Genomic DNA, 20988 nt, shown 5'->3' on the forward strand with positions numbered 1-20988 from the left:
GGCCAGGGTCCGGGCCGTGCGGCACCCGCATGCCGATGGCCTCCAGCTGGTCGACGCGGGCCGCGCCGTCCGCGTCGTACAGCGCCCGGCCCTCGGAGTCCTTTCCGACCGGGGCGAGGTCGGGCTTCTCGTGCGGGTCGTGCTCGTCGCGGACCTCGCCGACCACCTCCTCGACGATGTCCTCGAGAGTCACCACCCCGGCGGTGCCGCCGTACTCGTCGATGACCACGGCCATGCTGCGGTCCCCCGAGAGCCGGTCGAGCACCCGGTCCACGGTGAGCGAGGCGGGTACGAACAGGGGTTCGCGCATCAGCTCGGACACCGGGTGGCGGGGCCGCTCCCCGGCGCCGACGGCCAGCACGTCCTTGATGTGGACGGTGCCGACGACCGTGTCCAGGCTGCCCCGGTAGACGGGGAAGCGGGACAGGCCCGTGGCGCGTGTGGCGTTGGCGACGTCCTCGACGGTGGCCCGCACGTCCAGCGCGATGACCTGGACCCGCGGGGTCATCACGTTCTCCGCGGACAGCTCCCGCAGGTTCAGGGTCCTGACGAACAGCTCGGCGGTGTCCTCCTCCAGGGCGCCCTCCCGGGCGGAGTGCCGGGCCAGCGCGACCAGCTCCTGCGGGCTGCGCGCCGAGGCCAGTTCCTCGGCGGGCTCCAGGCCCATCCGGCGCACCGTGCGGTTGGCCGTGTTGTTGAGGTGGGCGATCAGCGGGCGGAAGGCGGCGCTGAAGGCGCGCTGCGGGGTGGCGACGGCCCGAGCGACGGGCAGCGGGCGGGAGATGGCCCAGTTCTTGGGCACCAGCTCGCCGACCACCATCAGCACGACCGTCGACAGCGCCGTGCCGACGACCAGCGCCACCGAGCCGACGGCCGAACTCGGCACGCCCATCGCCTCGAGCGGCCCGGCCAGCAGCGCGGCGACGGACGGCTCGGCGAGCATGCCGACCACCAGGTTGGTGACGGTGATGCCGAGCTGGGCGCCGGAGAGCTGGAAGGTCAGGCCGCGCACGGCCTTCAGCGCACTGGCCGCGCCCCGGTCCCCGCGCTCCACCGCCCGCTCCAGCTCGCTGCGCTCGACGGTGGTCAGCGAGAACTCCGCCGCGACGAACCCGCCGCAGGCGAGGGCCAGCAGGAGCGCCACGGCCAGGAGGAGCACTTCGGTCATCGGTTCACCCCAGTCCCATGGTCGGGCAGGGCGGGGCGGATCGCGCGATGTCGGGTTGTGGGGGGCTCGCCCATGGGGGGACGCTCACACCTTTCACTCGGGGCCACCATCGACGTTGCCGCGGAGCGGCGATGCATGACGGATCCCGGGTAAAAGGTCGGCAAAGTCGCGAGGGTGTGCGGGGGCGGCCGAGCGGGGCGCGGCGTCAGGAGCCCAGCGGCTTGACCCAGCGGCTCCACTCCGGCTGCGGGGCGTAGCCCGCCGCGCGCCAGGCGTGGTGGGCCAGGGCGTTGTGATCCAACACCATCGCGTCACCGCGCCGCCCGCCGAGCGCGGTGAACCGCTCCTCGGCGGCCCGCAGGAGGGCGCTCGCCACCCCCTGGCGCCGGTGGTCGGGGTGCACGGCGAGCCGGTACAGATGGCAGCGCCAGCCGTCGAAGCCCGCGATCACGGTCCCGGCGAGCTCGCCGCCCCGCTCGGCCAGCAGCAGCGACTCGGGGTCGCGGTCGAGCAGGCGGGCCACCCCGTCCCGGTCGTCGCTGATGCTGGTGCCCTCCGCCGCGTCCTTCCAGAAGGCCAGCACGGTGTCGAGGTCCTCGGGTGCCGCGGCCCGTATCGCGAGATCGTTCATGGCGGGATCCCATCACCGCGCCAGGCGCGGTGTCGAAGGGATTGCGCGCCGTCCCGCGATACGAGACCCGGCTTGTGGATGCTAGCGGATAGGCGCTAGCGTGAGGCCGTGGCGAAGACACAGCTGAACGTCCGGGTCGACGAGGCCACCGCGGAGGTGGCGCGCGAGCGCGCGCTGCAGCGGGGCATGAGCATGAACCGCTACATCGAGGAGCTCGTCCGCAAGGACGCCGGAGAGGTGGGCCATACCTTCGTGGAGGCGGCCGCCGACTTCATGAAGCAGTACCGGGCCGTGTTCGACGAGGAGTTCGGCAAGGAGGGCGAGGCGCGCTCTTGAACGTGCGGATCGACCTCGCCTGGCTGTTGATGATCGCCGAGCACAGCACCCCCGGGGACCCCCAGGTCACCGACTACGGGGCGCTGGTCGCCGCCGTCAGCAGACACGAAGCCGAGATATTCGGCACCCCCATCTACTCCGACCCGCAGACCCGGGCCGCCGCGCTGTTGCAGCTGTTGCTGCTGGTGCCCGCCCTGGAGCGGTCGAACGCGCTGTTCGCCTCGGCCGTCGCGTACGCCTACCTCGTCGCCAGTGGGCTGAGGATCGCCACCACCCCGGAGCGCGTCCGCGACCTGGCCCGGCTGGTGAAGGACGGCACCGCCGACGTCCACGCGATCGCCGACGAGCTGCGCAGTTGGAGCGCCTGAGGAATCCATGGGCCGTGCATTCGGCCTCCGAAGGAAAACATCCCGCCAGGCACCGCTTTGAGCCGAACGGCCCCCGACGCGGCGTCAACTCTTGACGGCACCCTCCTGGGCGAGTTGACTCACGCGCCGCCCGCTCATGCGAAGGAGCCGCGATGCCAGGCAACGGTGCACAGCGAGGACAGCGCGCACAGCGAGGACAGCGAGGACCGTGGGGCCGGCGAAGAGCGTGGAGCCGGCGAAGACAGGGCGGACAGCCCGGACAGGGCGGCCGGCTCGGCTCCGCCGCGGCGTCGCTGATCGCCGGGGCGGTCGTCGCCGCATTGCTGCCCCTGACCGGAGGCGGCGCGGCCGCCGCCGGCACGGCAGACGGGTCGCCCAAGGCGCAGGTCGTCACGGACGCCGCCGTCTACCCGGTGAAGGAGGGCAGGACCGCCCGGGTCAGGATCTCCGTCGCCACCACCGGCTCCGCGCCCATCGACGAATCCGTCACCGTCGACTACACCACCGAAGGGGACGGCGGAACCGCCACCTCCGGCGAGGACTACCGGCCCGTGCGGGGCAGCGCGACCTTCCCGGCCGGAACCGCCTCCGGCACCTCCCGCACGGTCGAGGTGGTCACCGCCAGGGGCGGCGGCGCGGAACCGGCCGAGACCGTCCCGCTCCGGCTCACCGTCTCCGGCGCCGAGGCCCCCGCCGAGACGCCGCGGATCGTCATCGACGCGCACGGGCTGCCGTACCTCGACCCGAAGCTCCCCGTGCGGCAGCGGGTGAAGGACCTGCTCTCCCGCATGTCCCTGGAGGAGAAGGCCGGGCAGATGACCCAGGCCGAGCGCAACGCCCTCACCTCGCAGGGCGACATCGCCGCCTACGGCCTCGGCTCCCTGCTGTCCGGCGGCGGCTCGGTACCCACCCCCAACACGCCCGAGACCTGGGCGCGGATGGTGGACGCCTTCCAGCTGCGCGCCCGGGCCACCCGCTTCCAGATCCCGCTGGTGTACGGCGTGGACGCGGTCCACGGCCACAACAACGTCGTCGGATCGACGATCATGCCGCACAACATCGGCCTCGGCGCGAGCCGCGACCCCCGGCTGGCCGGGAAGACCGGCGCGGTCACCGCCTCCGAGGTGCGCGCCACCGGTGTCCCCTGGGACTTCGCGCCCTGCCTGTGCGTGTCGCGCGACGAGCGGTGGGGCCGGGCGTACGAGTCGTTCGGCGAGGACCCGGCGCTGGTCACCGCGATGGAGACGGTCATCCAGGGCATGCAGGGCGCGCCGAGCGGCAAGGACCTCGACCGCCGCGACAAGGTGCTGACCACGGCCAAGCACTTCGTCGGCGACGGCGGCACCGAGTTCGGGTCCTCGACCACCGGCAGCTACACCATCGATCAGGGCGTCACCAAGGTCACCCGCGAGGAGCTGGAGAGGATCCACCTCGCGCCGTTCCAGGAGGCCGTGGACCGCGGGGTGGGCACGGTCATGCCCTCCTTCTCCTCGCTCGACATCCTCGGCGACGGGCAGGCACCGCTCAAGATGCACGCCGACGGGGCGATGATCGACGGCGTGCTGAAGGACCGGATGGGCTTCGAGGGCTTCGTCATCAGCGACTGGCAGGCCATCGACCAGATCCCGGGCGACTACCCCAGCGACGTGCGCACCTCGGTGAACGCCGGCGTCGACATGATCATGGTGCCCACCGCGTACGCGACTTTCCACACCACGCTCGTCGACGAGGTGAAGGCCGGCCGGATCAGCCGGGCCCGGATCGACGACGCGGTCTCCCGCATCCTGACCGCCAAGTTCCGGCTCGGCCTCTTCGAGAAGCCGTACGCGGATCGGTCGAACCTGGACCGGATCGGCTCGGCGGGGCATCGCGCCGTCGCCCGGGAGGCGGCCGCGAAGTCGCAGGTGCTGCTGAAGAACGACGGCGGGGTGCTGCCCCTGAAGCCCTCCCAGAAGGTGTACGTCGCCGGATCGAACGCCGACGACCTCGGCAACCAGACCGGCGGCTGGACCATCACCTGGCAGGGCTCATCGGGCCGGAACACCCAGGGCACCACGATTCTGGAGGGCATGAGGAAGGCGCAGTCGCGCGCCGGTGGCGCCGCCATCACCTACTCCGAGGACGCCTCCGCCCCGACGGACGGGTACGACGCCGGGGTCGTGGTCGTCGGCGAGACCCCGTACGCGGAGGGGGTGGGAGACGTCGGCAACGGCCATGACCTGCGGCTGTCCGAGGCCGACCAGGCCGCGGTGGACAGGGTGTGCGGCGCCATGAAGTGCGCGGTGCTGATCGTCTCCGGCCGCCCGCAGATCCTCGGCGACCGGCTCGGCGACATCGACGCCCTCGTCGCGTCCTGGCTGCCCGGCACGGAGGGCGACGGCGTCGCGGACGTCCTCTACGGCAAGCGGGCCTTCACCGGGCAACTGCCGGTGACCTGGCCCAGGTCCGAGGCGCAGCTCCCGATCAACGTGGGCGACGCGGCGTACGACCCGCAGTACCCGTACGGGTGGGGGCTGACGACCTCGACCCGCGCGCCCCGTGCGGACGGCGCGACCCGCGCGCCCCGTGCGGACGGCGCCGAGCGCCTGAAGGAGCTGGCGGCCGAGGCCGAAGCCGCCCGGAAGGAGGGGCGCGCGGACGTTGCGAAGGGGCGTGCGATCGTGACGGCCGCGCGGCTGGTGGTCCAGGACCGGGTCGGCCAGAAGATCACCCCGGCGGTCGCGAAACCCTTCGCCGAGGCGGACCATCTGCTGCTCGGCGGCGATGCGGCCGGGGCGGTGAGGAAGCTGACCGAGGCCTATCGGGCCGCGGGGTAGGGCCCAGGGCGGCCTTAGGGGGCGGCGGTTATAGGGGGCGGCGGTCATAGGGGCGGGGCGTACGCCTGGTCGTGTACGCCCCGCCCCGCCCCGCTGCCGCCTCCGGGCCCGGGCCGAGGGCCCCGGTCAGCCCTGCGCCGCCGTGAACCGCTCCGCGCTCCAGGTCCCGTCGAGCCGGGGGGCCAGCCACCCGGGGGCGGCGGCGCGGAAGTCGGCGGGCGGGAGGGCCGCGGCGCCCTGGGGGATGGCGCCCAGCAGCGGGGCGCCCGCCGTCCCGGGCAGCTCCGCGACATTGCACCGGTCCGCGAGGTCCGGGGCCGTGGGCCAGCTGCCGATGACGACGCCGGGGCAGTCCAGGCCCCTGGCACGCAGCGCCTCCGCCGTCAGGGTGGTCGTGTTGAGCGTACCCAGCCCGGCCTGGACGACGACCAGCACGGGCGCGCCCAGCAGCCGGGCCGCGTCGGCGAGTGTGCCGCCCTCCTCGTCGAAGCGCACCAGCAGCCCGCCCGCGCCCTCGACGAGCACCAGGTCGTGCCCGGCGGCCAGCTTCTCCGCCGCCTCGGCCACCTCGTACGGGCGCACCGGGGCGCGGCCGGCCCGCCGGGCGGCCGTGGCCGGGCCCAACGCGTCGGGGTAGCGGGCGAGTTCGGCCCGGGTGACCGCCCCCGCCAGCCGGGCCGCCTCGGCCGCGTCCCCCGGCTCGTCCGCCCGGACCCCGGTCTGCGCGGGCTTGAGCACCGCCACGGACCGGCCGGCGGCCAGCGCGGTGGCGGCGACGGCCGCGGTGGTGACGGTCTTGCCGATCTCCGTGCCGGTGCCGCTGATCATGAGTACGGGCATGTGGTCGCGCCTTTCGGTGTCGTGTGGAGGCGAGTAGGTGAGGGCGGACCCGGGGTCAGCCGGCCCGCGCGGCCGCGTGGAGGGCCGCGCAGATGCGGGCCAGGTCGTCGTCGCCCGTGATGTACGGCGGCATCGTGTACAGCAGGTCGCGGAACGGCCGCAGCCAGACGCCCTCCCGTACCGCCGCGCGGGTCGTCGCCGCCATGCCCGCCTCGTCGAGGGGGTGGTCGAGCTGGACGACGCCGATGGCGCCGAGGACCCGGACGTCGCGGACGCCGGGCAGCGCGGCCGTGGCGGTCAGCCCCTCCCGCAGCCCCGTCTCGATGCGCTTGACCTCCTGCCGCCAGTCGTGGCCGAGCAGCAGGTCGATCGAGGCGAGCGCGACGGCGGCGGCCAGCGGGTTGCCCATGAACGTCGGGCCGTGGGCGAGCACCGGCAGCTCGCCGCGCGAGATGCCGTCCGCCACGCGGGTCGTGCAGAGCGTGGCGGCGAGCGTGAGATAGCCGCCGGTGAGCGCCTTGCCCAGGCACATCACATCGGGGCTGACGCCCGCGTGTCCGGCCGCGAAGAGCTCGCCCGTGCGGCCGAAGCCGGTGGCGATCTCGTCGAAGACCAGCAGCACGTCGTGTTCGTCGCACGCCTCCCGCAGCACCCGCAGCAGGGCGGGGGAGTGGAAGCGCATCCCGCCCGCGCCCTGCACCACCGGTTCGACGATGACCGCGGCCAGCTCGTGGGCGTGCCGGGCGACGAGGTCGCGCAGATGTGCCTCGTACGCGGGGTCCGGCGGGGCGTCGAAGCCGGGCGGGGGCGCGTCCGCGAAGACCTGACGGGGCAGCAGCCCGGACCACAGGTGGTGCATTCCGCCGTCCGGGTCGCACACCGCCATCGGCTGGAAGGTGTCGCCGTGGTAGCCGCCGCGCCAGGTGAGCAGCCGCCGCTTGTCGGGGCGGCCGAGGGAGCGCCAGTACTGCAGGCACATCTTGACCGCGACCTCGACCGAGACCGAGCCGGAGTCGGCGAGGAAGACGTGCTGGAGCGGCTCGGGGGTGAGCTCCACGAGTCGGGCGGCCAGCCGTACGGCGGGCTCGTGGGTGAGCCCGCCGAACATCACATGGCTCATCCGGTCCAGCTGGCCGCGCGCCGCCTCGTTGAGCACGGGGTGGTTGTAGCCGTGGACGGCGGACCACCACGACGACATCCCGTCGATCAACTCGCTTCTGCCCTCGGCCGGTTCGGCCAGCCGCAGCCGTACCCCGGCGGCGGATTCCACGATCAGCGGGTCCTGGCGGCCGGGCATCGGCCCGTACGGATGCCAGACGTGCCGCCGGTCGAGGGCCAGCAGCTCGCCGGGGGTCAGCGGCTCAGGCATTGGGCGGCAGGTCCGTGCCCGCGCCACGGCGGCGCACGGCGACCAGGTCGGTGCGGGCCCCGGCGGTCGGTGTGGCGGCCGGGACGGCGGCGGGCGCGGCCTCCGCCGGCACCGTCGCGGGCGTGGCGGGCACCGCGTCGGACGTGGCGGGAGTCGCGGACGTCGCGGACGTCGCCGCGTCGCCGCACGGCGCGCAGCCGCCGCCCGCCGAGCCGCAGCCCCCCGCCGCCTCGCCGTGCGCACCGCAGCCCGCCCCGGCCGCCGCGAGCGCGTCGGCGCGGTGCGCGGGCAGCGTCGTGGTGTCCGTGCCCTCGACCTCGAAGCCCGCGTCGGCGATCATCGCGAGGTCGTCCTTGCCGGCCTGGCCCTCGGTGGTCAGATAGTCGCCCAGGAAGATCGAGTTGGCCAGGTGCAGCGCGAGCGGCTGCAGCGAGCGCAGATGGATCTCGCGCCCGCCCGCGAGCCGCACCTCGACGTCCGGGCAGACGAACCGCACCATCGCCAGGATCCGCAGGCAGCGCTGCGGGGTGAGGTGCCACTTCTGGGCGAGCGGGGTGCCCTCGATGGGGATGAGGAAGTTGACGGGAACGGAGTCCGGGTCCAGCTCGCGGAGCGAGAAGACCACGTCGACCAGGTCCTCGTCCGTCTCGCCCATGCCCGCGATCAGCCCGGAGCAGGCGGACATGCCCGCCGCCTGTGCCTGCCGGACGGTCGTCACCCGGTCGGCGTAGGTGTGGGTGGTGGTGATGTCCCCGTAGGTGGCCTCCGAGGTGTTGAGGTTGTGGTTGTACGCGTCGGCGCCCGCGTCCCGCAGCCGCGTCGCCTGCCCGTCCGAGAGCAGGCCGAGACAGGCGCACACCTCGACGTCCTCGTGCTGTTCCTTGATCGCCTGGATGGTCCGGGAGACCCGCTCCACGTCGCGGTCGGTCGGTCCGCGCCCGCTGGCGACCAGACAGACCCGCTTGGCGCCGCCGGCGACCCCCGCGCCCGCCGCGGCCGCCGCCTCCTCGGGCTTCAGCCAGGTGTACTTGAGGATGCCGGCCTGCGAGCCGAGCCGCTGCGAGCAGTACGAGCAGTCCTCGGGGCACAGGCCGGACTTGAGGTTGACCAGATAGTTGAGCTTCACCCGCCGCCCGAACCAGGCGCGGCGCACCTTGCCCGCCGCGGCCACCACGTCGAGCAGGTCGTCGTCGGCGGTCGCCAGCACGGCGAGGGCCTCTTCTCGGGTCGGCGGCTCGCGCCGCAGCCCCTTGTCCACCAGCGTGTTCAGCAGCTCCATGGAGCTGATCCTGCCCTGCCCCGGGGGCCGGGGCAAAGGTAGGGATGGCACAACACCGCGTGTTCCAGGTGTGTGTATTGCCACACCCTGCCCGGGCATGGGCGCCGCTACGTTCTATAGGGACCCGACAGTGGCGGCCGACACGGTCGTACGGACCGGGCCGGCCGCCCGACCGCGTGGCTCAGCTCGCGCTCCGGCGCGCGGCGGCGCCGGAGCCGAGCGCGTCGCCCCGGAGCGCGTCGACGAACGTGCCCCAGGCCGTGGGGGCGAACAACAGCGCGGGGCCCGCCGTGTTCTTGGAGTCGCGTACTGCGAGCAGGCCGGGCGGAAGTGCGGCCGTCTCGACGCAGTTGTTCATTCCGGTGCTGTAGCTGCTGCGCCGCCAATGCGCGTCACGCAGTGCCGAATCGCAGGGTAGGGACCAGGACGTTGTGGACATGGTGCCCCTCTCAGGCGCCGCCCCCGATTTGTGTGATGAAGGTCAATGTTTCCCGGACGGACAGGGCCTTGGTCCGCAGCGTGTCGAACGCGGCACTGTACGCCCGGAGGTCTTCTTTCCGCTCCAGGTAGAGGCTACTCGTCAAGTGGTCGAGAACGACAACGTCTAGATCAGTAATGTGCGAAAAAGAAAAAATAATGAAAGGACCGGTGATGCCAATGGGCATTCCGGCCGAGAACGGCAACACCTGCAGCCGCACCTGCGGCAGCGCCGCCACCTCGGCCAGATGGCGCAGCTGAGCCGCCATCACCCCCGGGCCGCCGACCTCCCGCCGCAGCACCGCCTCGTCCAGCACCGCGTGCAGCCGCAGCGGCCGCGCCCCGCGCAGCACCGACTGGCGCGCGATCCGCACCTCCACCAACGTGTCCACCTGCGGCGGCGGCAGATCCGGCAGCGCCGCCCGGGTCACCGCCCGCGCGTAGTCCGGGGTCTGCAGCAGGCCCGGCACCACCGTGGTCTCCAGCGTGGAGGCGGCCGAGGCCTCCGACTCCAGGCTGATGAAGTCCCGGTAGGCGGGCGGCAGCAGATCGCGGTAGGCGTACCACCAGCCGCGCCGCGACCCCTCCGGATCCGAGGCGCCCCCGCCGCACAGCGCCTCCAGCAGCGCGCGCAGCTCCGGGTCGGCGACCTCGTACACGTCCAGCAGCCGCGCCACATCGGACGGTCTCGCACCGCTGCGCCCGGTCTCCAGCCGGCTCACCTTCGACTGGTGCCAGCCCACCCGGCGCGCGGCCTCGCCGCTGGTGAGTCCGGCGAGGTCGCGCAGGCGACGGAGTTCCGCGCCGAGCTTGCGGCGGCGCACCGCAGGGCCGTACCGCATGACTTCCCCTTTCGGCTTTCTCCGAATTCCCGGTCGCCAGTGTGCCGCGCAAATCCGGTCTTCCGTAGCAGAGTTCACCGTTTCGAGCGACAGATATATGCATAACTTGGTGGATCGCACCCGTTGCACCGCCCATCGATGGCACTCTGACGCTAGAGCCGCCGGGGCTGCCCACGACTTCACTGGCTTGGCAATACCACTCACACGCGTCCGCAGCCGCGCCCCGGAGGGAAGGGACAGGGTCGCCATGGCTGACCACCAGGAAGCATCCGTCACTCTGCCGAGCGCGCCGGTCTCGGTGACCACGGCGCGAAGATATGTGACGAGCGTGCTGGCCGAATGGGGTCTGCCGGCGGACGCGGAGACCGTCGGCATCGTACGGCTCGTCGTCTCCGAGCTCGCCACCAACGCGGTGCAGCACACGATGGGCCAGTCGCCCACCTTCACGGTGGACGTGCGGCTGGAGCGGGAGGAGCGGCTGCGGATCGGCGTCACCGACAGCCACCCCCGATGGCCCAAGCGGCTGCCCGCCGCCCCCCATCAGGACAACGGCCGGGGACTGCTGATCATCAGATCGCTGGCCGCGGAGTCGGGCGGCGAGGTGTCCGTCATCCCGACGCCCGAGGGTGGGAAGACGGTGTGGATCGCGCTGCCCTGGACCGTCCCCGTGGGTTGAGGCTCCGCCCGATCAGCCGGGGCAGCAGCCCCCACAGCCCGCAGCACACCGCGAAGGTGCCCGACGCGGCGGCGATCCCCGGACCCCGCCCCAGCACCACGTCCACGACCAGCAGCACCGACCCGGTGAAGGCCAGCGCCAGGACGCCGAGCCCGATGCTCGCCAGCCGGGAGGACACATCGACGATCCTGCGCTTGGCGCCCTGGCGGAACAGCGCCCGGTGGATGGCGGCCGGAGCGGTGAAGAGCGAGGCCGCGACCACCGCGAGCAGGAGCGTGGCGATGTAGGTGCCGCGCTGCACGCTGTCCAGGGACCCGAACCGCTGGGTGAACGCCAGCGTCAGCAGGAAGGCGAACAGGATCTGCACCCCGGTCTGGGTGACCCGCAGCTCCTGCAGCAGCTCGGCGAAATTGCGGTCGTCACGCTCGAGCGGGGTCTCGCGGCGGGCCGGCTCTCCACCCTCGTTGTTCATGTCCATTCGGGTTACCGGAACGGCCCGAGATACGCGCAGGTCACAGCACGCGTTCGACCGACCCGCCGGCGTCGCGGGCCTCGGCCAGCGCCCGGATGCGCCCGAACACCGGCCCGGCCGCCGGGCTGATCAGATAGTGCGGCATGTCGCCGCGCTCGATCACCCCGTACGGACTGGTGCCCATCAGATACGAGGAGTAGAGGATCAGCCCGTCGGGCCGCCGGATGTCGACGGCCAGCGCGGAGAACCCCGGGAACGCGTCCGTCTGGTACACCCGCAGCCCCTCCGCCTCGGCCCCGTAGCGCTCCTTGAACCGGCCGAACCGCTCCAGCGAGTCCTTGATCTTCCTCGCCATGTCCTCCTGGTACTGCCGCGCCAGCGTGGCCGCCGCGTCCGAGGACGGGTCCAGCAGGAAGCAGCGGTAGACGCCGCCCCGGCGCAGCAGCCCGAGGACCGCGTCGCGGTAGCGGGCCGGCCGCTCGCTGGTGACCAGCCGGCTGGACGAGCTGCGCAGCGCCGTCCCCATGTCGAGGACCTCCTCGCACGCCGCGTCCAGCAGCCGCGCCTTCTCCTCGGAGCTCGGCCGCTCGGGGTAGGCGTGGACCGCGGTGCCCCCGGCCAGCCCGCGACTCGCCAGCCAGGCCTTGGCCGCCGTCTGCGGACCGCCGCCCCCCGCCGCCGGACCGTCCCCCGCCATCAGATAGACGCGCTTGCCCTCGTGGGTCCCCACCGGCGCGAACAACTCCGCGTACGGGCCCGCGGTGCGGTGGACGTCCTCCGAGATCGCCAGGCAGTCCCGGGGCGTCGCCTTCTCCAGATGCGCGGCCAGATTGATGTCGGGGGAGTGGATGGTGCCGGTCCGCCCCTCCCCGCTGTGCCGGATCGTCCCCTTGTGCACGGCCATGCGCAGATGCAGCTCGCCACGCACCCCCGCCCGCGCGAACTCGTCCCGCAGATGCCTCAGGTCCAGGGTGAGGAAGGTCCTGGCCGCCTCCAGCGCCACATCCCGGGCCACGCTCTCGCTGTCGTCGTGCACGGCGAGGAAACCGCCGTCGCCCCGCCAGCTCCACACCCCGCTGCGGGCGCACCGGCGCTCCTCCGCGACCTGCGCGATCCGCGCGCGCATCCGCTCGCGCAGCAGGTCGAAGGCGTGCGCCGCGCGGTCCGCCGGGTTCGACAGGACGATCGTCGAATACCCGGCCGTGTCGATGAAGACCAGGTACACATGGTCATAGGTCCGGTCCGCCTGGAACTGCTCGGTCACCACAAGCCCCCTCCTGCCGCCGACACCGGCTCACGCTACGCGCGTCTCCCCGGGGCTCGCAGGGGTCCGTCACATCGGTTCCACCAAGCCGCGCTCCACGGCGCTGCGCTCGACGCAGAACTCATTGCCCTCGGGATCCGTCATGACGACCCAGCCGAGCCCGTCCTCGGTGCGCCGGTCGTCGATCACCCGCGCGCCCAGCGAGAGCAGCCGCTCCACCTCGGCGTCCCGCGTGCCCGAGGGCGGCTGGATGTCGAGGTGGAGACGGTTCTTGCCGGTCTTGGCCTCCGGCACCCGCTGGAACAGCAGGCCCGGAGCCGCCGCCCGGCCCGACGAGATCACCACCTCGTCGTCGCCGGGCTCGCTGTCCTCCAGCGCGTAACCGGTCACGGCGGACCAGAAACGCGCCAGGGCGTAGGGGTCATGGGCGTCGAAGGTGATGTTCCGGACGGGGTTCGGATACGACATGTCGTCCTCGCGAGGTGGTCCCTGACGGCGGTGGCGGCCGTCCCGACCTTGCCAACGTACCGGCGGCCACCGACAGTCGGGCCTCCCCACGCCCGTCCGGCGCGCGTCCCACGCGCGTCGCACGCGCGGACGGAGCCTCAGCGCACCTGCCCGTACCAGACCTTCTTGGTCCAGATGCGCTCCAGCCGCACCACCGTCCCCGGCTTGGGCGCGTGCCAGATCCGGCCCCGCCCCGCGTACAGCCCCACGTGGTAGACGCTGCGCCCGGAGTGGAAGAACACCAGGTCGCCGCCGCGGCGGGAGGTGGTCTTGATGTGGCGGGTGCGGTTGTACTGCGCGGCCGCGGTGCGCGGCAGCCGCTTCCCGGCCCGTTTGTACGCGTACTGGCTCAGGCCCGAGCAGTCGAAGCGGTTCGGGCCGGCGGCCCCGTACACATACGGGGCTCCCTTCTTCGAGGCGGCGATCTGGAGCGCCTTCGCGGCGGCGGAGGCCGCCTCGGCCTGCTGCGGTATTCCCGGCCCCGCCACGGGGCCGCCGACCGCCGCGACGGTCAGGGCCGAGACGGCACCGGCCCGGGATACCACTGTGGGGACTCGAATGTGCGCAGCCATCGCGCACCCCCTTCGTCAGCCGGGGCCCCACCGGGCCGGGCCCGGCCAGGCGCCCGGCACGGCGGGTCCTGTCGTCCTGGGAATGCTGCCGCAGGCGGGCGGGGATTCCGAGCCAGGACACGCCGTGGCGTCATCCCTCGCGACGAGGCCGTCCGGGTGAACGCCCCCGGCCGGGACGGGCCGCGCCGGGGGCCCGGGGGCTTCGTCCCGCCTCGCTCCCGGCGGGTACGGAACGAGAACGCCGTGCGCGCCGCGCGCAAGCCGGGCCGGTGGGCGGGCCGGGGCCGGAATGCGGCCGAACGGGTGAACCCGGCACGGGGCGCGCGCCGCCTCTGGTGCGGCACCCCGCCGCCCCGGCGGCGCCGCGGCCGGGCTCAGGACGAGTCGGCCGGGGGAAGGGTGACGCGCTCGGTGCGCCGCTCCCCGTCCAGCACCCGCAGGGCCCGGGCCAGGGTCGCGGTGTGCAGCCGGCTCTCACCGCGCTCGTGCATCAGCGCCAGCGCGTCCCGGAGGGCGGTGGCCTTCCCCACCAGGGCCTGCGCGGCCCGCAGTCCCCCGTACGTGTCGCTGCCGCGGGCCGGGTTGATCCGGCCCAGCAGGTCGACCACGTCCAGATAGCCGTCCAGCAACGCGCCCTCCGCGCGGGTGAGCGCGGGCAGCGGGGGCAGTTCGGGAGGCAGCACGGCCGGTCACCTCGCGCCGCTCGACGCCCGCGGCCCCTTGCGGCTGAGGGTGAGCCGGTCCACGAGCCCGTACGCCACCGCGCCCTCGGCGTCGAAGATCTTGTCGCGTTCGATGTCGGCGCGGATCCGCTCGGCGGGCTGCCCGGTGTGGCGCACGAGCATCTCCTCCAGCAGGCCGCGGGTGCGCAGCATCTCCTCGGCCTGGAGCTGGAGGTCGGAGGTGGTGCCCTGAATGGGCTCGCTGAACGACGGCTGGTGGATGAGCAGCCGCGCGCCGGGCAGCGCGAAGCGCTTGCCCGGGGTTCCGGCGGCGAGCAGCACGGCGGCCGCGGAGGCGGCCTGGCCCAGGCAGACCGTCTCGATGTCGCAGCTCACGAAGCGCATCGTGTCGTAGATCGCGGTCATGGCGGAGAAGGAGCCGCCGGGCGAGTTGATGTAGAGCGAGATGTCCTGGTCCGGCCCGGCGTGCTCGAGGTGGACGAGCTGCGCGATCACGTCGTTGGCCGAGGTGTCGTCGATCGGGGTGCCGAGGAAGACGATGCGCTCGGACAGGAGCTTCGAGTACGGGTCCATGGTGCGGACCCCGGAACTCGTGCGCTCGGTGAACTCGGGCAGGACGTAGCGCGCGGTCGGGCGTTCCATCGCGTCTCACCTCTCGGCGTCGGTGGCTGTCGGGCGGCGTCCGGACAGCAGGCGTCCGGACGCCGCGTCCGTAAAAAATGTACAGGACGTACATCTCGTTATGATGTGGAGCATGGCCTACGAGATTCCGGTGACGCAAGCCCGAGCAGAGCTCGCGGAGCTCATCAACCGCGTCGTCTACGGCGGCGAGCGCGTGGTGGTGACCCGGCACGGGAAGCCGCTCGTGGCTTTGGTCTCCGCCGATGACCTGCGGAGACTGGAGGAGCTCGAGCAGGCCGCGGCGGGTGCGGAAGAACAGCAGGTGATCAGCACGGTCTCGGCGGTGCGCCCGGCGGCGTCCGCTCCGGGCGAACGGCGGCGGTTCGGCATCGCGGCGGAGCACCGCGGGGACATCGCGGCGGAACATCGCGGCCCGGGCGCCGGCGGACGGCGCCCGGGCCGCGAGGGGTGACCGGGGGAGGGGCCTCACCACCCGCCGGGGCGGACGGCGGGCCGGAGATATGGTTGCAGCGGGAGCAAGGCGCACGGTCGGCGCCTGGGGCCGAGAACGCTGAATCGGAGTGCACTGTTATGGGCGTGAATCCGACACCCTCGCACCGCCGGTCCCGCGAGGGCGCTCACATGGCCTGCGAGGTGATCGAACTGCTCGAGGTCCTGTGGGAGCGGGGGCGCGACGCCGTCTCGTCCTCTCCCGTGTCGGCGTCGCAGCTACGGGTGTTGTACAGCCTCGACCGTGAGGGCGGCATCAACCTCCGTACCCTCGGCGAGCTTTTGGGGTCGGCCCCTTCGTCGGTGAGCAGGCTGTGCGACCGGCTGCAGGCACTCGGCTTCGTGGAGCGCGCGCCCAGCCCGGTCAGCCGCCGGGAGCTGGAGATCCGGCTCACCAGCCACGGCAAGGCGTATCTGCTCGAGCTGCGGGCCCGGCGGGAGGAGGCCCTGCTGGCCGCCATAGCGACCATGACCCCGACCGCGCGCAAGGCGCTGCTGGAGGGGCTGAAGGGATTCCGGGACGCGGTGGAGGAGACCGCCACCGTCCGGCGCCGGGACCCGACGGACAGCGCGGTGCGGCTGGCCTGAGCTCCCCGTCTCGTGCTGGTGCGAGCGTCCCCTCGCCCGATCCGCCACGGTCCACCCCTCATGCGTCACAGGCCGCCATGTGCCACAGGCCGCCCCTTTGGGGGCGCGCCGGAGCAGCCCCCGGCTCCGGACGAGCCTCCCTAGAATGTTGTTACCGGGGCACAGTTGTCAAATGGCAATGATCGCCCCACTTACTCCGCAGGTCCACCGCCGTCCCGCCCGTACCAGTCGAGGCAGACCACCAGGGCGTCGTCGTCGAGCGGCGTGTCACCGCGGAAGCCCGCCAGTTCGCGCAGCACCGCCTGCGGCACCTGGGTCGGCGGCAGCAGCCTGGTGTTGCCCAGGGCGCGCACCAGGGCCCGCTCCGCGTAGCGCTCACCCGCCGGGGAGACCGTGTCGTACACCCCGTCGCTGCCGAACAGCAGCCGGTCGCCGGAGCGGACCGTGAAGTGCTCGGCGACGTAGACGGTGTCCTCGAACATGCCGAGCGGCAGCTGGGCGTCGAACTCGACGGGCTCGACGGTGCGGTCCCGCTGGCGCCACAGGCGGGGCGACCCGGCGTCCACGACCTCGACCTGCCCGGTGGCGAAGTGGAAGCGCAGCAGCAGCACCGACACATAGGCCGCGCCCCGGTAATGGGCGTAGACCGCCTGGTCGGCCAGGCTCGCCTGGTCGGCGAGGTCCAGACCGGCGCGCCTGGCGTTGCGCAGGGCGTTGACGGCCAGATTGGTCAGCAGCGCCGCCTCGATGCCCTCGCCCATGCCGTTGGTGACGGTCAGGGTCAGATGGTCGGCCGAGGCGGTCCAGTCGAAGTTGTCGCCGAAGATGGCGTAGGCCGGTTCGAGGTGGGCGCCGAGGGAGAACTCCGGGCGGGTGCAGGAATGCCCGGGCAGCAACTGCCACTGCATCTCGGCGGCCAGGGTCAGCCGGACGGCGCGCCGGGCCAACAGGTAGAGATCCGTGTCGCGTTCGGCGACCAGGATCTCGTGGCCGAGCGCCTCGCAGATCGACTGCAGGCCCGGGAGGGGCGCCTGGGCGTAGCGGTCGGCCGGCAGCCGCACCGACAGGACGCCCATCCGGTCGCCGCGGATCGTCATCGGCAGATGCACGTCCACCATGCCCCCCGCGGTGTCCTCGACGACACGCGGCTCCTGCGATCCGAACGCGCGGCCCTGCGGGCTGCCGTGGACGGGCACCGGCTCCGCGTCCTCGGCCCCGTGCCCCACGATCTGGAGCGACCGCATGCCGTAGTCCGCCAGGCGCAGCTCGACCCGTTCGGCGCCGTACTGCTCCGCCAGGGCGGTCGTGACGACATCGAGCAGGGCATGGGGTGCGGCTGTGCGCAGAGCCCGCTCGACCGTAGCAATATTGTCCACATCGTCCTGCTTCTCGAATGCGCCGGGACGGGCCGCCGCGATGATCGTCACGCGCATTCTATGCACCACGAGGACAACAATTGTCTTACGACAAATATTGCGATAACAGAAGCGTGGGGGTGTGACGGACCCCGTAGCCCATGACGTTGATCAATTGATTGGATGGGCGCGTGTGGTCGCCGCCGGGAACCGTCCGGAGGGGCCGAGAACGGTCATCGAGGCTGGAGTGGTGTGTATGTCCGGTGGTTTCCAGGTCGACGCCGGCGCCGGGCAGGTGCTCGCGCTGCGCGGTGAGCTCGACATCGAAGGCGCTCCCGTGTTGGAGCGGGCGGCGGGCGAGGCGCTGGCGGGGCAGGGCGACCGGCTGGTGCTCGACTGCCGCGAGGTGACCTTCTGCGACTCCAGTGGCCTCAATATGCTGCTGCGGCTCCACGGCCGGGCCGGACAGGCGGGGATCCGGCTGGTGCTCGCGGGCGTGCCGGAGGCCATGCGGCATGTGCTCAGGATCACGGAGACCGACGGAGTGCTGACCCTGGCCGGGACGGTCGACGAGGCCCTCGCCCGGCCCGTCCCCTGAGGCTGCCTCGGGCCCTTTATCACACTCTCCTCGTGCCCGGCCGGAGTTGTCACCAGCACTTTCCGCCATGTCCGTCTTTGCGGTGGCGGCCCGGCTCATCGATAGTTGCCTGTCGGCAACTGTGGCACTATGACGCTCGGAGCGCCTGATCACTTCCGTGTCGACGGCTCAGCGGACCCCGCGATCACAGGGCGCCCGAGGAGCGGACCGCTACATGAGGGGCGAGAAACATGGCAGCGAGTTCCGGCGCGGGTAGACGTACGACGCGTGCCGCGACGGGCCGAAGCGCCGGACCGGTCGCGGAACCGGAGCTGAGGCGGTTGCTGGCCGGACTCACGGCGGTCAGGGACGGCGACTTCGGCACCCGTCTGCCGGCCGACCACGAGGGGCTCCTGGGAGAGATCGCCGCCGTCTTCAACGGCATGGTGGACCAGCTGGCGCTGTTCACCTCCGAGGTGACCCGGGTGGCCCGCGAGGTGGGCACCGAGGGCCGACTCGGCGGCCAGGCGGCAGTGCCCGGCGTGGACGGCACCTGGAAGGACCTGACGGACTCCGTCAACGCCATGGCGGGAAACCTGACCACACAGGTGAGGGACATCGCCCAGGTCGCCACCGCGGTGGCCAAGGGCGACCTGACGCAGAAGATCACGGTCGAGGCCCGGGGCGAGATCCACGAGCTGAAGGACACCATCAACACGATGGTCGACGAGCTCTCGGCGTTCGCGGACGAGGTGACCCGGGTCGCCCGCGAGGTGGGCACCGAGGGCCGGCTCGGCGGGCAGGCTCTGGTGCCCGGCGTCGGCGGCACCTGGCGGGACCTGACGGACTCGGTCAACTTCATGGCCGGAAACCTCACCGCCCAGGTGCGCTCGATCGCCCGCGTGGCCACCGCCGTGGCCCAGGGCGACCTCACCAGCAAGATCGACGTGGACGCCCGCGGCGAGGTGCTGGCGCTCAAGACCACCATCAACACCATGGTCGACCAGCTGTCGGCGTTCGCGGACGAGGTCACCCGGGTCGCCCGCGAGGTCGGCACCGAGGGCAACCTCGGTGGCCAGGCCACCGTCCGGGGTGTCTCCGGCACCTGGAAGGACCTGACCGACAACGTCAACGTCATGGCGTCCAACCTCACCAGCCAGGTGCGGTCCATCTCCCAGGTGGCGACCGCGGTGGCCCGGGGCGATCTGTCGCAGAAGATCACCGTCGAGGCCAAGGGCGAGGTGGCGGCGCTCGCCGGAGTGATCAACACGATGGTCGACCAGCTGTCGGCCTTCGCGGACGAGGTCACCCGGGTCGCCCGCGAGGTCGGCACCGAGGGCATGCTCGGCGGCCAGGCACAGGTGCCCCATGTGGCGGGCATCTGGAAGGACCTCACCGAGAACGTCAACTCCATGGCGAACAACCTGACCAATCAGGTGCGCAACATCGCCCAGGTCACCACGGCGGTGGCCCGCGGCGACCTCACGCGCAAGATCGACGTCGACGCGCGCGGCGAGATCCTGGAGCTGAAGACCACCATCAACACCATGGTCGACACGCTCTCCGCCTTCGCCGCCGAGGTGACCCGGGTGGCCCGCGAGGTCGGCAGCGAGGGCCGGCTCGGCGGGCAGGCCGAGGTCGAGGGCGTCCACGGCACCTGGAAGCGGCTGACCGAGAACGTCAACGAGCTGGCCGGGAACCTCACCCGCCAGGTGCGGGCCATCGCCGAGGTCACCAGCGCCGTGGCCGAGGGCGATCTCACCCGCTCCATCACGGTCGACGCCTCCGGCGAGGTCGCCGAACTCAAGGACAACATCAACGCCATGGTGGAGTCCCTGCGCGAGACCACCCGCACCAACCAGGAACAGGACTGGCTCAAGACCAACCTGGCCCTCGTCTCCGGGCTGATGCAGGGCGGGCGCGAGCTGACCGCGGTCGCCGAGTCGGTCATGGACGAGCTGGTGCCCCTGGTCGGCGCCCAGTACGGCGGCTTCTACCTTGCCCGGGAGACACCGCGGGGCGTCGAACTGCACCTGATCGGGTCCTACGGGATGCCCGCCGGGGACGAGGACCGGCCGGTGCGGTTCCGGCTCGGCGAGTCGCTCGTCGGGCAGGCGGCCCGCAGCCGCCGCACCATCGCCATCGACGAACTCCCGCCCGGCTACGTCACCGTCTCCTCCGGCCTCGGCTCGGCCGAGGCGTCCAGCCTGATCGTGCTGCCCATCGCGGTCGAGGACCAGGTCCTCGGCGTCATCGAGGTGGCCTCGGTGACCCGCTTCACCCCCGTCCACCGGGACTTCCTGCAACAGCTCACGGAGACGATCGGCGTCAACATCAACACCATCGTCGCCAACGCCAGGACCGACGAGCTGCTGGAGGAGTCCCAGCGGCTGACCGCGGAACTCCAGGCGCGCTCGGAAGAGCTGCAGGCACGGCAGGACGAACTCCAGCGGTCCAACGCCGAACTGGAGGAGAAGGCCACGCTCCTGGCGTCGCGGAACCGCGACATCGAGACCAAGACCCGGGAGGTGGAACAGGCCCGCCAGGAGCTGGAGGAGCGGGCCCGGCAGCTGACCCTCGCGTCCAAGTACAAGTCGGAGTTCCTGGCCAACATGAGCCACGAGCTGCGCACCCCCCTCAACAGCCTGCTGATCCTCGCCCAGCTCCTGGCGCAGAACCCGACCCGGAACCTCACCCCCAAGCAGGTGGAGTACGCGAGCGTCATCCACTCCGCCGGGTCCGACCTGCTCCAGCTGATCGACGACATCCTCGACCTGTCCAAGGTCGAGGCGGGCAAGATGGACATCCACCCCGAGCGGGTGCCGCTGCGGCGTCTCCTCGACTACGTCGAGGCCACCTTCAGGCCGCTGACGGCCCAGAAGGGCCTGGACTTCCACATCAGCGTCTCGCCCGCCGTCCCCGAGGAACTGGTCACGGACGACATCCGGATGCGCCAGGTCCTGCGCAACCTGCTGTCCAACGCGGTCAAGTTCACCGAGACCGGCGCGGTCGAGCTGCGCATCGCGCCCGCCGCCGA

At 72.4% G+C, this 20988-nt stretch carries 22 protein-coding genes; 8 read left to right on the top strand and 14 right to left on the bottom strand.

Translation table 11 applies throughout. The annotated features are described in order from the left end of the window. Window positions 1-1168: hemolysin family protein (locus tag BBH68_RS29805; RefSeq protein WP_065966835.1), on the bottom strand; the 1168-nt coding region annotated here is incomplete at its 3' end. Window positions 1169-1373: 205 nt separating this feature from the next. Beyond that, the gene (locus BBH68_RS29810) at window positions 1374-1799 is read right to left on the bottom strand and encodes a GNAT family N-acetyltransferase (protein ID WP_065966836.1); all 426 of its coding nucleotides are present in this window, start codon (window positions 1797-1799) and stop codon (window positions 1374-1376) included. A gap of 108 nt (window positions 1800-1907) precedes the next feature. Between BBH68_RS29810 and BBH68_RS29815 the strand changes: the two genes are divergently transcribed. The 3 genes from BBH68_RS29815 (at window position 1908) to BBH68_RS29825 (ending at window position 5319) form a co-directional block, all read left to right on the top strand. Next, on the top strand, window positions 1908-2135 hold the full coding sequence (locus tag BBH68_RS29815; RefSeq protein ID WP_065966837.1) for an antitoxin: 228 nt from the start codon (window positions 1908-1910) through the stop codon (window positions 2133-2135). Beyond that, a complete protein-coding gene (locus BBH68_RS29820) occupies window positions 2132-2503 on the top strand; it encodes a fic family toxin-antitoxin system, toxin component (protein ID WP_065966838.1) in 372 nt (123 codons plus the stop codon). The genes BBH68_RS29815 and BBH68_RS29820 overlap by 4 nt, the downstream gene beginning before the upstream one ends. A gap of 152 nt (window positions 2504-2655) precedes the next feature. Further along, complete coding sequence (locus BBH68_RS29825; protein ID WP_245738364.1) at window positions 2656-5319, top strand: glycoside hydrolase family 3 N-terminal domain-containing protein; 2664 nt, start codon at window positions 2656-2658, stop codon at window positions 5317-5319. 126 nt (window positions 5320-5445) lie between these two features. Here BBH68_RS29825 and bioD read toward each other — a convergent pair whose 3' ends face one another. The 5 genes from bioD to BBH68_RS29850 all read right to left on the bottom strand — a co-directional run bounded on the left by bioD (window position 5446) and on the right by BBH68_RS29850 (window position 10126). After that, window positions 5446-6159, bottom strand: a complete 714-nt coding sequence (gene bioD, locus BBH68_RS29830) for a dethiobiotin synthase (RefSeq protein WP_065966839.1) — start codon at window positions 6157-6159, stop codon at window positions 5446-5448. A gap of 55 nt (window positions 6160-6214) precedes the next feature. After that, window positions 6215-7528: an adenosylmethionine--8-amino-7-oxononanoate transaminase gene (locus tag BBH68_RS29835; RefSeq protein ID WP_065966840.1), complete on the bottom strand. Its 1314-nt coding sequence runs from the start codon at window positions 7526-7528 to the stop codon at window positions 6215-6217. Beyond that, window positions 7521-8807, bottom strand: a complete 1287-nt coding sequence (gene bioB / locus BBH68_RS29840; protein WP_065966841.1) for a biotin synthase BioB — start codon at window positions 8805-8807, stop codon at window positions 7521-7523. Before bioB ends, BBH68_RS29835 begins: the two co-directional genes overlap by 8 nt. Before the next feature lie 181 nt (window positions 8808-8988). Then, window positions 8989-9246, bottom strand: coding sequence for a DUF397 domain-containing protein (locus tag BBH68_RS29845; RefSeq protein ID WP_065966842.1), 258 nt, complete (start codon window positions 9244-9246; stop codon window positions 8989-8991). A 10-nt stretch (window positions 9247-9256) separates the two neighbouring features. Beyond that, the gene (locus BBH68_RS29850; protein WP_065966843.1) at window positions 9257-10126 is read right to left on the bottom strand and encodes a helix-turn-helix domain-containing protein; all 870 of its coding nucleotides are present in this window, start codon (window positions 10124-10126) and stop codon (window positions 9257-9259) included. Window positions 10127-10373: 247 nt separating this feature from the next. Here BBH68_RS29850 and BBH68_RS29855 point away from each other — a divergent pair, with 247 nt between their 5' ends. Further along, window positions 10374-10802: an ATP-binding protein gene (locus tag BBH68_RS29855; RefSeq protein WP_065966844.1), complete on the top strand. Its 429-nt coding sequence runs from the start codon at window positions 10374-10376 to the stop codon at window positions 10800-10802. Here the strand turns inward: BBH68_RS29855 and BBH68_RS29860 are convergent. The 6 genes from BBH68_RS29860 to BBH68_RS29885 form a co-directional block, all read right to left on the bottom strand. Next, window positions 10735-11274: a DUF6328 family protein gene (locus BBH68_RS29860; protein WP_065966852.1), complete on the bottom strand. Its 540-nt coding sequence runs from the start codon at window positions 11272-11274 to the stop codon at window positions 10735-10737. The two genes, BBH68_RS29855 and BBH68_RS29860, sit on opposite strands and share 68 nt — an antisense overlap. 40 nt (window positions 11275-11314) lie before the next feature. After that, complete coding sequence (locus tag BBH68_RS29865) at window positions 11315-12538, bottom strand: nucleotidyl cyclase domain-containing protein (RefSeq protein ID WP_245738365.1); 1224 nt, start codon at window positions 12536-12538, stop codon at window positions 11315-11317. A 69-nt stretch (window positions 12539-12607) separates the two neighbouring features. Further along, window positions 12608-13006: a VOC family protein gene (locus BBH68_RS41610; RefSeq protein WP_065966846.1), complete on the bottom strand. Its 399-nt coding sequence runs from the start codon at window positions 13004-13006 to the stop codon at window positions 12608-12610. A gap of 137 nt (window positions 13007-13143) precedes the next feature. Beyond that, window positions 13144-13617, bottom strand: coding sequence for a C40 family peptidase (locus BBH68_RS29875; RefSeq protein ID WP_065966847.1), 474 nt, complete (start codon window positions 13615-13617; stop codon window positions 13144-13146). Between the two features lie 374 nt (window positions 13618-13991). Next, window positions 13992-14300, bottom strand: a complete 309-nt coding sequence (locus BBH68_RS29880) for a hypothetical protein (protein WP_065966848.1) — start codon at window positions 14298-14300, stop codon at window positions 13992-13994. Between the two features lie 6 nt (window positions 14301-14306). Further along, entirely contained in the window at window positions 14307-14942 is a 636-nt protein-coding gene (locus tag BBH68_RS29885; RefSeq protein ID WP_065966849.1) for an ATP-dependent Clp protease proteolytic subunit, read from the bottom strand. 112 nt (window positions 14943-15054) lie between these two features. Between BBH68_RS29885 and BBH68_RS29890 the strand changes: the two genes are divergently transcribed. Both BBH68_RS29890 and BBH68_RS29895 read left to right on the top strand, forming a co-directional pair. After that, window positions 15055-15393, top strand: coding sequence for a type II toxin-antitoxin system Phd/YefM family antitoxin (locus BBH68_RS29890; RefSeq protein ID WP_065966853.1), 339 nt, complete (start codon window positions 15055-15057; stop codon window positions 15391-15393). Between the two features lie 119 nt (window positions 15394-15512). After that, window positions 15513-16019, top strand: coding sequence for a MarR family winged helix-turn-helix transcriptional regulator (locus BBH68_RS29895; protein WP_065966850.1), 507 nt, complete (start codon window positions 15513-15515; stop codon window positions 16017-16019). 191 nt (window positions 16020-16210) lie between these two features. Here BBH68_RS29895 and BBH68_RS29900 read toward each other — a convergent pair whose 3' ends face one another. After that, entirely contained in the window at window positions 16211-17452 is a 1242-nt protein-coding gene (locus tag BBH68_RS29900) for a PP2C family protein-serine/threonine phosphatase (RefSeq protein WP_079151274.1), read from the bottom strand. Window positions 17453-17630: 178 nt separating this feature from the next. On the opposite strand from BBH68_RS29900, the gene BBH68_RS29905 reads away from it, so the two are divergent. Continuing rightward, window positions 17631-17972, top strand: coding sequence for an STAS domain-containing protein (locus tag BBH68_RS29905; protein WP_065966851.1), 342 nt, complete (start codon window positions 17631-17633; stop codon window positions 17970-17972). 230 nt (window positions 17973-18202) lie between these two features. Further along, on the top strand, window positions 18203-20988 hold a 2786-nt coding region (locus BBH68_RS29910; protein WP_065966855.1), incomplete at its 3' end, for a HAMP domain-containing protein.

It is taken from the genome of Streptomyces sparsogenes (assembly GCF_001704635.1).
Lineage (GTDB): Bacteria > Actinomycetota > Actinomycetes > Streptomycetales > Streptomycetaceae > Streptomyces > Streptomyces sparsogenes.

Coding starts and splice junctions, on each gene's coding strand:
- BBH68_RS29850 (WP_065966843.1), bottom strand. CDS start 10,126: ATGCGGTACGGCCCTGCGGTGCGCCGCCGCAAGCTCGGCGCGGAACTC.
- BBH68_RS29885 (WP_065966849.1), bottom strand. CDS start 14,942: ATGGAACGCCCGACCGCGCGCTACGTCCTGCCCGAGTTCACCGAGCGC.
- BBH68_RS29810 (WP_065966836.1), bottom strand. CDS start 1,799: ATGAACGATCTCGCGATACGGGCCGCGGCACCCGAGGACCTCGACACC.
- BBH68_RS29860 (WP_065966852.1), bottom strand. CDS start 11,274: ATGAACAACGAGGGTGGAGAGCCGGCCCGCCGCGAGACCCCGCTCGAG.
- bioD (WP_065966839.1), bottom strand. CDS start 6,159: ATGCCCGTACTCATGATCAGCGGCACCGGCACGGAGATCGGCAAGACC.
- BBH68_RS41610 (WP_065966846.1), bottom strand. CDS start 13,006: ATGTCGTATCCGAACCCCGTCCGGAACATCACCTTCGACGCCCATGAC.
- BBH68_RS29895 (WP_065966850.1), top strand. CDS start 15,513: ATGGGCGTGAATCCGACACCCTCGCACCGCCGGTCCCGCGAGGGCGCT.
- BBH68_RS29890 (WP_065966853.1), top strand. CDS start 15,055: ATGGCCTACGAGATTCCGGTGACGCAAGCCCGAGCAGAGCTCGCGGAG.
- BBH68_RS29900 (WP_079151274.1), bottom strand. CDS start 17,452: ATGCGCGTGACGATCATCGCGGCGGCCCGTCCCGGCGCATTCGAGAAG.
- BBH68_RS29905 (WP_065966851.1), top strand. CDS start 17,631: ATGTCCGGTGGTTTCCAGGTCGACGCCGGCGCCGGGCAGGTGCTCGCG.
- BBH68_RS29825 (WP_245738364.1), top strand. CDS start 2,656: ATGCCAGGCAACGGTGCACAGCGAGGACAGCGCGCACAGCGAGGACAG.
- bioB (WP_065966841.1), bottom strand. CDS start 8,807: ATGGAGCTGCTGAACACGCTGGTGGACAAGGGGCTGCGGCGCGAGCCG.
- BBH68_RS29855 (WP_065966844.1), top strand. CDS start 10,374: ATGGCTGACCACCAGGAAGCATCCGTCACTCTGCCGAGCGCGCCGGTC.
- BBH68_RS29875 (WP_065966847.1), bottom strand. CDS start 13,617: ATGGCTGCGCACATTCGAGTCCCCACAGTGGTATCCCGGGCCGGTGCC.
- BBH68_RS29835 (WP_065966840.1), bottom strand. CDS start 7,528: ATGCCTGAGCCGCTGACCCCCGGCGAGCTGCTGGCCCTCGACCGGCGG.
- BBH68_RS29845 (WP_065966842.1), bottom strand. CDS start 9,246: ATGTCCACAACGTCCTGGTCCCTACCCTGCGATTCGGCACTGCGTGAC.